Annotated in this window: 10 protein-coding genes and 1 tRNA gene; 6 read left to right on the top strand and 5 right to left on the bottom strand. The window is 69.8% G+C overall.

Annotated elements, in window-relative coordinates; genetic code table 11:
* Positions 1-25 precede the first annotated feature (25 nt).
* From RT309_RS07955 to idi, 3 genes are read right to left on the bottom strand one after another with little or no spacing between them, the layout of a single operon-like run.
* On the bottom strand, positions 26-898 hold the full coding sequence (locus RT309_RS07955) for a phytoene/squalene synthase family protein (RefSeq protein ID WP_313356318.1): 873 nt from the start codon (positions 896-898) through the stop codon (positions 26-28).
* Positions 895-1,941: a polyprenyl synthetase family protein gene (locus RT309_RS07950; protein ID WP_313356317.1), complete on the bottom strand. Its 1,047-nt coding sequence runs from the start codon at positions 1,939-1,941 to the stop codon at positions 895-897. Before RT309_RS07950 ends, RT309_RS07955 begins: the two co-directional genes overlap by 4 nt.
* Entirely contained in the window at positions 1,938-2,501 is a 564-nt protein-coding gene (idi, locus tag RT309_RS07945; protein ID WP_313356316.1) for an isopentenyl-diphosphate Delta-isomerase, read from the bottom strand. The genes RT309_RS07950 and idi overlap by 4 nt, the downstream gene beginning before the upstream one ends.
* Positions 2,502-2,578: 77 nt before the next feature.
* Between idi and RT309_RS07940 the strand changes: the two genes are divergently transcribed.
* The 4 genes from RT309_RS07940 to RT309_RS07925 all read left to right on the top strand — a co-directional run bounded on the left by RT309_RS07940 (position 2,579) and on the right by RT309_RS07925 (position 5,907).
* Positions 2,579-3,130, top strand: coding sequence for a MarR family transcriptional regulator (locus RT309_RS07940; RefSeq protein ID WP_313356315.1), 552 nt, complete (start codon positions 2,579-2,581; stop codon positions 3,128-3,130).
* Positions 3,131-3,202: 72 nt separating this feature from the next.
* On the top strand, positions 3,203-4,096 hold the full coding sequence (locus RT309_RS07935) for a MetQ/NlpA family ABC transporter substrate-binding protein (protein ID WP_313356314.1): 894 nt from the start codon (positions 3,203-3,205) through the stop codon (positions 4,094-4,096).
* 108 nt (positions 4,097-4,204) lie between these two features.
* A complete protein-coding gene (locus RT309_RS07930) occupies positions 4,205-5,248 on the top strand; it encodes an ATP-binding cassette domain-containing protein (protein WP_313356313.1) in 1,044 nt (347 codons plus the stop codon).
* On the top strand, positions 5,248-5,907 hold the full coding sequence (locus tag RT309_RS07925) for a methionine ABC transporter permease (protein ID WP_313356312.1): 660 nt from the start codon (positions 5,248-5,250) through the stop codon (positions 5,905-5,907). Before RT309_RS07930 ends, RT309_RS07925 begins: the two co-directional genes overlap by 1 nt.
* A 26-nt stretch (positions 5,908-5,933) precedes the next feature.
* Here the strand turns inward: RT309_RS07925 and RT309_RS07920 are convergent, their stop codons facing one another.
* Both RT309_RS07920 and RT309_RS07915 read right to left on the bottom strand, forming a co-directional pair.
* Positions 5,934-6,872, bottom strand: a complete 939-nt coding sequence (locus RT309_RS07920; protein WP_313356311.1) for a pseudouridine synthase — start codon at positions 6,870-6,872, stop codon at positions 5,934-5,936.
* A gap of 34 nt (positions 6,873-6,906) precedes the next feature.
* A complete protein-coding gene (locus RT309_RS07915) occupies positions 6,907-7,401 on the bottom strand; it encodes a MarR family transcriptional regulator (protein ID WP_313356310.1) in 495 nt (164 codons plus the stop codon).
* Positions 7,402-7,504: 103 nt separating this feature from the next.
* Between RT309_RS07915 and RT309_RS07910 the strand changes: the two genes are divergently transcribed.
* Positions 7,505-7,576: transfer RNA gene (locus RT309_RS07910), tRNA-Gln, on the top strand.
* 1 nt (position 7,577) lies between these two features.
* Positions 7,578-8,990, top strand: a 1,413-nt coding sequence (glmU, locus tag RT309_RS07905) for a bifunctional UDP-N-acetylglucosamine diphosphorylase/glucosamine-1-phosphate N-acetyltransferase GlmU (RefSeq protein ID WP_313356309.1), incomplete at its 3' end; no start/stop codon positions are given.

Here is an 8,990-nt window from a genome sequence, read left to right as displayed (position 1 = left end):
CCCCCGCCGATGACGACGGTGCGCCTCATGCGGTCTTCCTTCCTGCTGCGGCGCTCGCCAGGATGCGCAGCTTGCGTCCGAGCGGCACCGAGACCCGGGTGGATCGCAGCTCGACGGCCGGGGTCGCGCGCAGCTGTTCGTTGAGCCGGCTGAAGAGCGCCGCGGCGGCCGTCGTCGCCCGGCGGGAGCCGCGCGGCAGCCGCGCGATCGCCTCGCGTGCGACGGCGAGGTCCTCGGCGATCTCGTCGACCACCACCTCCTTCTCGTGGTCGGTGAAGGTCTGCGGGTCGAGGCCAGGGATGTACGAGCGGCCCAGCCGCCCGGCGTCATCCGCCAGATCGCGCAGGAAGTTCACCTTCTGGAACGCCGCGCCCAGACGACGCGCGCCCTCTTCGAGCTGGTCGTCGAGCGTGAATCCCGGATGCTCGAGAGCGAACACCCGCAGGCACATCGAGCCCACCACCTCGGCGGAGCCGTGGATGTAGCGGCGGTACTGCTCGAGATCGAAGCGCGGGTGCGCGGTGGCATCCATCCGCATCGATTCGAAGAACGGCTGCACGAGCTCGGCGTCGATTCCGGTGCGCCGCGCCGTGGCGGCGAAGGCGTGCACCACGAGGTTCGCGCTGAACCCGCAGTCGATCGCGCGCAGGGTGTCCTGCTCGAGCGCGTCGAGGATGGCCAGCACCTCGGTCTGCCCCAGCCCCGCCTCCGACGCCGGGCCGTCCACGATCTCGTCCGCGACGCGAACGAGGGCGTAGACATCGGCGATCCCGCCGCGCACGTCGCGTGGCAGCAGCCGGCTCGCGTAGCCGAACGACGTCGAGTATCCGCTGATCACGTGCGCCGAAGCCGCATGCGCCGTGCGGGTGTACAGGTCGAGCGCGCGCTCGGCCCTCACGACTGCCGCTCCGCGCAGCGTTCGGCGATCTGCGCGAGTTCGGTGCGCAGCCCGGTGGGCAGGGGAGCGATGGCGATCGCGTGCAGCACGTCGTGCAGCACCCCGTCGATGACCCGCTGCATCCGCTCGACCGCCCCGCAGTCCACCAGCGCGCCGCGCAGCCGGTCGGCGTCGGACGTCTCGAGCGGGGCGCGCCCGAACAGGGGACGCACGGCCTCCCACTCCGGGGTGCCCTCGGCGAACGCGACGAGCAGCGTGCGCTTGCCCTCACGCAGGTCGCCGATGACGCTCTTGCCGGTGCTGCTCTCGGCGCCGAACACCCCCAGGGCGTCGTCGCGCAGCTGGTAGAGCAGCCCCAGTCGCGATCCGATCCACTCCAGCGCCTCCACGACCTGGTCGGTGGCGCCGGCGAGCAGCGCCCCCACCCGCAGCGGTGCGGCGAACGAGTACGCGGCGGTCTTCTGCTCGATCATCCGCAGGATGTCCTCCTGCTCGGCGTGCATGACACCCTTCGCGTAGCCGACGTCGGCGTGCTCTCCCGCGGCGGTCAGGATCAGCGCGTCATCGATCACGCGGTGCAGGGTCGCGGCGACCGGATGCCCGACCTCTGCGACGAGCACGTGCGTGCCGCTGATCAGCAGGTCGCCGGCGAGCAGAGCCGACGCCTCACCCCACGCCGTGGCGGTGTGCGGAGCGTGCCCGTCATCGAGCGCGGCGGCGGCGAATCGGCCGGCGAGGTTCGGCTTGCCGCGGCGCACCAGATCGCGGTCGAGCACGTCGTCGTGCATGAGAAGTGCGGTGTGCAGCACCTCGAATGCCGCCGCCGCGCACAGCGCCGAGTGCTCCTCGACACCGCCCAGGCTCTCGTGCGCGAGCAGCAGCAGCCGGGGCCGCAGACGCTTCCCGCCCTGGGTGGCGTCCGCCGCCCTGCGCCACAGATCGCCGTAGCGGCCGCCCATCGCATCCGCTCGGTCGATCCGGTCGGTGAAGAACCGATCGATGATCTCGTCCAGGCGCGGGTCGACCGCTGTCTCCAGCCTCATGCGACCCTCCGCCATGCGGTGGCGTGTATCGACCCGGCGGGCGCCGAGAGCTGCTGCGCCTGCAGCACGAGCCAGGGGCTGAACGCCCACGGTGCCGCGGTGAGCGCGGCGGCGAGATCCTCCGGGCTGACCCAGCGGGCATCCATCGCCTCGTCCGGATTGAGGGTCGGCTCGCCCACCGCGCGGGCGGTGTAGACAGGGCAGATCTCGTTCTCCACCACACCCGAGGCATCCACGGCCCGGTATCGGAAGTCCGGCAGCTCGAGCTGCAGATCCGCGATCTCGAGACCGAGCTCGTCCTGCGCTCGGCGGTGCACGGCATCCGGAATCGCCTCGAACGGCGCGGGGTGACCGCAGAACGCATTCGTCCAGGTGCCGGGCCAGGCGCGCTTGGTCAGCGCCCGCCGGGTCAGCAGCAGCCGGCCCTCGTCGTCGCGCACGTGGCACGAGAAGGCGAGGTGCAAGGGGGTCTCGTGGTGGTGCACCTCGTCCTTCGGGGCGACACCGCTCGGGTTTCCGTCGTCGTCGAGAAGGATCACGCGCTCGGGGGAGTGGGTCACTTCGGCCTCCTGTGTATTCGCTAGACAGGCTAGCTTTCAACTCGGGATATATCCACATCTGACGTAAAATCAACCGCATGCCCAAGATCATCTCGTCCGGTGCGCCGGGTCCGGTCATGCACGACCCGCGCCTGAACGATCCGGAACAGGAGCTCGTGCGCACCGGCGACCTCGCGCCGGGGGAGCTGGAGAGCGTGCTCGAGGTGCTCGAGGCCATGCGACGCTGGCGCGAGGCCGAGCGTGAGCACAGTGAGGCGTCGCAGCGGTACATGCGCCTGAGCGAGAGCGACATGCGGGCACTGCGCATGCTCATCGCCGCGGGAAACCAGAGGCTCCCGATGACACCCAGCGCGATGGCCGGCCAGCTCGGCATCTCCACCGCCTCCACGACCAAGCTGCTCGACCGCCTCGAGCGCGGCGGTCACGTCGTGCGGCGCGCCCACCCGGACGACCGCCGCAGCCTGGTCATCGAGGTGACCGAGGAGACCCGCCATGCCGCGCGCGCGACGGTCGGTCGCGAGCACGCCCGCCGCTTCGACGTCATCGCCGAGCTCAGCCGCGAGCAGCGCCGCACCGTCGCCGACTTCTTCGACGCGATGGCGGCCACCGCCCAGCGTGACGCTGTGTGACGAGCCGATTCTGAGGTGGCGCACGATCCCGCATACGTTTTCGGAGTCCCCCACGAGAGGAAGAACTCGAGAATGTCCCGCCGTTTCACCACCCTCACCGCTGCAGCCGCAGCGGTCGCCCTCGTCACCGGTCTCACCGGCTGCGCATCCGCCGACGCCGGATCCGAGGGCGCCGCAGACGTCGTCAAGATCGGCGTGGTCGGCAAGAGCGACCCGCAGTGGGCCGCTTTCGAGAAGGCGGCGAAGGCCGCGGGCATCGAGATCGACCTGGTCGACTTCGGGTCGTACGAGCTTCCCAACCCGGCACTGACCGAGGGCGAGATCGACCTCAACCAGTTCCAGCACGTGATCTACCTCGCCCAGTACAACGAGGCGGCGGGTGAGGATCTCGTGGCCATCGGCTCGACGCAGACCTATCCGCTCGGCCTGTACTCGTCGAAGTACGACGACGTGAAGGAGATCGCCGAGGGCGAGACGGTCGCCGTCCCCGACGACGCGTCGAACCAGGCGCGTGGACTGCTCGTGCTGCAGTCGGCCGGCCTCATCGAGCTCAAGGACGGCGGCTCTCCCTTCTCCGATCTCTCTGACGTCGACGAGGCGAAGTCCAAGGTCAAGGTGACCGCTCTCGAGGCTGCGCTGACCCCCGAGGCACTGCCCGACGTCGCGGCGGCCATCATCAACAACGATTTCGTCGAAGGGGCGGGTCTGAAGTTCGACGACGCGCTGTTCACCGACGACGCGTCCGACCCGGCCGCGGCTCCCTACGTGAACATCTTCGCCTCCCGCGCAGACGACGCCGACAACGAGACCTACCTGAAGCTCATCGAGATCTTCCAGACCGACGCTGCCGTGCAGAAGGGCCTCGCCGAGTCGTCCGGCGGAACCGGCGTGACGGTGCAGCTCTCCCAGGAGGACCTGGCGAAGACGCTGAAGACCGTGCAGAAGGACGTCGCCGGCAACAGCTGATCCGCACGGATCTGAGAGAATCGGGCGGCGCGATGTGCGTCGCCCGATTCTCCATGTCCGGGTGGCCGACGCCCGACACCCCCACCCACCCGAAACCGGAGTGAACCCATGCCCATCGTCTCGCTCGAGAACGTGTCGAAGCGATACCCGTCCCCGCAGCGCGCAGGGGAGCAGGTCACCGCGGTCGACGACGTCACCCTGCACATCGAGAAGGGGGACGTCTACGGCATCATCGGCTACTCGGGAGCCGGCAAGTCCACCCTCGTGCGTCTCATCAACGCCCTGGAGCCCGCCACCGAGGGGCGGATCACGGTCGACGACATCGAGGTCACCTCGCTCTCGGAGCGCGAGCTGCGAGCGGTGCGCACCGGCATCGGCATGATCTTCCAGCAGTTCAACCTGTTCTCGGCGAAGACCGTGCGGGCCAACATCGCGTACCCGCTGAAGCTCGCCGGCTGGTCGAAGGCCGACATCGACACGCGCGTCACCGAACTGCTGTCGTTCGTCGGCCTCAGCGACAAGGCGCGCTCGTACCCCGAGCAGCTCTCCGGCGGTCAGAAGCAGCGCGTCGGGATCGCCCGTGCGCTCGCGACCCGCCCCGCGATCCTGCTCGCCGACGAGGCCACCAGCGCGCTCGACCCCGAGACCACGCACGAGGTGCTCGCCCTGCTCAAGCGGGTCAACGAGGAGCAGGGGGTGACCATCGTGGTGATCACCCACGAGATGGACGTGATCCAGACGATCGCGACGAAGGTCGCCGTGATGGATCGCGGTCGCGTGATCGAGCAGGGCGACGTGTTCGAGGTCTTCTCGGCTCCCCGGCATCCGGCCTCGCAGCGCTTCGTGGGGACGGTGGTCAAAGGCGTCCCCTCTCCGGCCGAGCGGGCCGTGCTGCGCGAGCGGCACAGCGGGCGTCTCGTGACGTTCTCGTTCCGGGACGGCGGGCCGTCCCAGGCGCAGCTCTTCGTCGACCTGGCCGACGCGGGGCTGGAGTTCGAGCTCGTGTTCGGCGGCATCAACGACATCCGCGGTCGGGCGTTCGGCCACCTGACCCTCGCCATCCGCGGCGACGAGACGCGCATCGACGAGGCACTCGCCCGCATCGGCCGCCAGGTCGAGGTGACCGACATCGAGCGGGAGGAGGAGCGCTGATGGATCGTCTCGTCGAACTCGCCCCGGAGTTCTGGCAGGCAGCTGTCGAGACTCTGTACATGGTGTCGCTGACCCTGCTCTTCGGCGGGATCCTCGGTGGCCTGATCGGCATGGGCCTGTACCTCACCAGGCCGGGCGGCATGCTGCAGAACCGCGCGGTGTCGTTCGTGCTGAATCTGTTCATCAACTTCTTCCGGCCGATCCCGTTCGTGATTCTCATCACGGTGCTGATCCCGTTCTCGCGCTTCGTCGTGGGAAGCGGCATCGGCACCAACGCCGCGATCGTGGCCCTCGTGGTCGCGTCGATGTTCGCCATCGGTCGCATCGTCGAGCAGCACCTGGTCGGCGTCTCGCCCGGGGTCATCGAGGCCGCGCGCGCGATGGGAGCCGGGCCCTGGCGCACCCTGTTCACCGTGGTCATCCCGGAGGCACTGGGACCGCTCGTGCTGGGCTACACCTTCGTCATCGTGGCGCTCATCGACATGACGGCGATGGCCGGGTACATCGGCGCCGGCGGTCTCGGCAACTTCGCCCTCACCTACGGGCGTCGCCAGTTCGAGCCGGTCGTGATGTGGGCCGCCGTGCTGCTGATCGTCGTGTTCGTGCACTTCGCGCAGACGCTGGGCACCTGGCTCGCGCGCCGGATCATGCGCCGCTGATCCGGTTGACCGCGGCTGAGCGCTCTTCAGCCGCGCGGAGTGTCCTGCAGGGTCCGCCGGGTGACGAACTCGCGGGGCGCCCCGCTGAGCGGATCGTCGAAGCGCAGCTCGCGGGCGAGCAGCTGCAGCGGCCGGGTGAAGTCGTCGGGCGCCTCAGGCAGCAGCACCGGGTAGAAGCCGTCGTTCAGGATGCCGGCCCCGAGCGACGCCAGATGCACGCGCAGCTGGTGCATGCGTCCGGAGTGCGGGCGGAGCAGGGTGTGCACGACCCGCTCGTCGAAGCCGATCAGCTCGACGAGCGTCTCGGAGTTCGGCTCGCGCGCGTCGTCGACCCGCACGCACACGTTCGCACGCAGCTTCTCGATGTGGTTGCGGTACACGATCGGGAACGGCAGACCGGCCAGAGCGGGGGATGCCGCATCCCATCCCGCCGGGCGGGCGGACACCGCCTCGTACACCTTCTCGACCTGCCGCCGCTCGAACAGCAGCTGGTACGCGCCGCGGGTCTCGGGGCGGACGGAGAACATCAGCAGACCGGCGGTCGCCCGATCGAGGCGGTGGATCGGGGTGAGCTCCGGGATGCCGAGCAGGTTGCGCAGCCGCACCAGGGCGGAGTTCTGCAGGTACTTGCCGCCCGGGGTCGTCGGCAGGAAGTGCGGCTTGTCGGCCACGACCAGATCGCGGTCCTGATGCAGCACGTCGATCTCGAACGGGATCTCGCGCTCGACCGGCGGCTCGCGGTAGTACCAGACGAACTCGTGCGCGCCCAGCGGAGTCTCGCGAGTGAGCGACGAGCCGTCGCGGGCGACGATCTCACCGCGATCGAAGCGCGACAGCAGCCGCTCCGGCTCGAGGTGGAAGAAGCGCTCGGCCATGTACGCGCCGATCGTTGGCCACGGCCCGGTCAGCGGCAGATGCAGCCGCGTGGCGCCGACGCCGTCGCGCACGGGAAGGGGAGAGAGCATGGCCATCAGCGGCCTCGCCCCGGAACCGGGATGGTCACGAGTCGAAACTCAGGCTGAGCTTGCGCAGCAGTCCGGCGAGCCGCTCACGGTCGGTGCGGGGCAGTGCCTGCAGCAGCACCGCCTCGGCGTCGACGAGGCGGGTGATCGCGGCATCCACCCGCACCCGTCCCTCGTCGGTCAGGGTGACCAGCACGCTGCGTCCGTCCTGCGGGTCCGACTCGCGACGCACGAATCGACGCCCCACCAGACGGTCGATGCGGTTGGTCATCGTGCCGCTCGAGACCAGGGTCTGCTGCAGCAGCTGCTTGGGCGAGAGCTGGAACGGCGCGCCGGCGCGGCGCAGCGCCGACAGCACGTCCCACTCCCACGGCTCGATGTCGCTGCGGCGGAACACCTCGCGCCGTGCCCGGTCGAGATGACGCGAGAGGCGGTCCATGCGCGAGAGCACCTCGAGAGGCGAGAAGTCCAGGTCGGGGCGCTGGGCGTTCCAGGCGCCGACGATCCTGTCGACCTCATCCGCCTCGTGCATAGGCTCATTATCGCCTGCCCGCGGCCACCCTCCGGACCGGAGGGCCGGGTCGGCCGTGGCAGAATTGACCCGCGGTCGCCGCTCGCGAGGCGGAGGGCCGCGGTCCGCCGTGGTGTAACGGCAGCACGACAGCCTTTGGAGCTGTGAGGTTCAGGTTCGAATCCTGGCGGCGGAGCATGACGCAGAACAATCTCGCCATCATCGTGCTCGCCGCGGGCCAGGGCACCCGCATGAAGTCCCGCCGACCCAAGGTGCTGCACGAGATCGCCGGGCGACCGCTGGTCGGTCACGTGCTGACGACTGCTCGTTCGCTGGGCGCGTCGCACATCGAGGTCGTGGTGAGGCACGAGCGCGAGCAGGTCGTCACCGCTCTCGCCGGCGACTACCCCGATGCCGTGTTCGTCGACCAGGACGACGTGCCGGGCACCGGCCGTGCCGTGCAGGTGGCGGTCGACGCCCTGCCCGCCGATTTCGACGGCGACGTGCTGGTGCTCTCCGGCGACTGCCCGCTCGCCGACGTCGACACCCTCGCGTCCTTCCTCGACGAGCACCGCGCGTCGGGCGCTCCGGCGACGCTGATGACCGCTGTCGTCGACGACCCGACCGGATACGGGCGGGTGATCCGCGATGCCGACGGCGGAGTCGACCGTATCGTCGAGCAGAAGGATGCCAGTGACGACGAGGCATCGGTTCGCGAGATCAACGCCGGAATGTACGCATTCCGCTCCGAGACGCTGCGCCGCTACCTGCCCGAGATCGGGCTCGACAACGCGCAGGGCGAGATGTACCTGACCGACGTGCCCGGGCTGCTGCGCCGGGACGGCGACCGCGTGGCGGCATCGGTCGTCTCCGATGTCACCGTGACGTACGGCGTCAACGACCGCGCGCAGCTCGCGCTCGTCGGTCGCCTGCTCAACCAGCGGATCGTGCGTCGCTGGCAGCGCGAGGGCGTCACCATCGTCGACCCCGACACCACGTGGATCGACGACGACGCCAAGCTGTCGCCCGATGTGACGATCCTGCCGAACACCCAGATCCTGGGCGCCACGGTCATCGCGGAAGGCGCCACCGTCGGGCCCGACACCACGCTGGTGGACTGCGAGGTCGGGGAGGATGCGGTGGTCAAGCGCACCGACGCGAACCTCGCGGTGATCGGTGCGAAGGCCACCGTCGGCCCGTTCTCGTTCCTCCGTCCCGGCACCGTGCTCGGCGCGGGCGGCAAGATCGGCGCGTACGTCGAGACGAAGAACGCCGAGATCGGCGAGAACAGCAAGGTGCCGCACCTGTCGTACGTCGGCGATGCCACCATCGGCCGCGGCGTCAACCTCGGTGCCAGCACGATCACCGCGAACTACGACGACGTCAACAAGCACCGCACGGTGGTCGGCGACGAGGTGCACACCGGGTCGCACACCGTGCTCGTCGCGCCCGTTAGGCTGGGAGCCGGTGCGAAGACCGGTGCCGGTGCTGTCGTCCGCAAGGACGTCCCCGCGGGCGCCCTGGCCATGAGCGTCGCCCCCCAGCGCAACATCGACGGGTGGGTCGAGAAGAACAGAGCAGGCACGGGTGCAGCCGACGCGGCGGCCCGC

Source organism: Microbacterium sp., assembly GCF_032084865.1.
GTDB lineage: Bacteria > Actinomycetota > Actinomycetes > Actinomycetales > Microbacteriaceae > Microbacterium.
This window is presented reverse-complemented; position numbering and strand designations above follow the sequence as displayed.

Excerpts from the sequence above, each read along its gene's own strand:
- RT309_RS07950 (WP_313356317.1), bottom strand. The coding sequence starts at position 1,941 with ATGAGGCTGGAGACAGCGGTCGACCCGCGCCTGGACGAGATCATCGAT.
- RT309_RS07940 (WP_313356315.1), top strand. The coding sequence starts at position 2,579 with ATGCCCAAGATCATCTCGTCCGGTGCGCCGGGTCCGGTCATGCACGAC.
- RT309_RS07935 (WP_313356314.1), top strand. The coding sequence starts at position 3,203 with ATGTCCCGCCGTTTCACCACCCTCACCGCTGCAGCCGCAGCGGTCGCC.
- RT309_RS07930 (WP_313356313.1), top strand. The coding sequence starts at position 4,205 with ATGCCCATCGTCTCGCTCGAGAACGTGTCGAAGCGATACCCGTCCCCG.
- RT309_RS07925 (WP_313356312.1), top strand. The coding sequence starts at position 5,248 with ATGGATCGTCTCGTCGAACTCGCCCCGGAGTTCTGGCAGGCAGCTGTC.
- RT309_RS07920 (WP_313356311.1), bottom strand. The coding sequence starts at position 6,872 with ATGCTCTCTCCCCTTCCCGTGCGCGACGGCGTCGGCGCCACGCGGCTG.
- RT309_RS07915 (WP_313356310.1), bottom strand. The coding sequence starts at position 7,401 with ATGCACGAGGCGGATGAGGTCGACAGGATCGTCGGCGCCTGGAACGCC.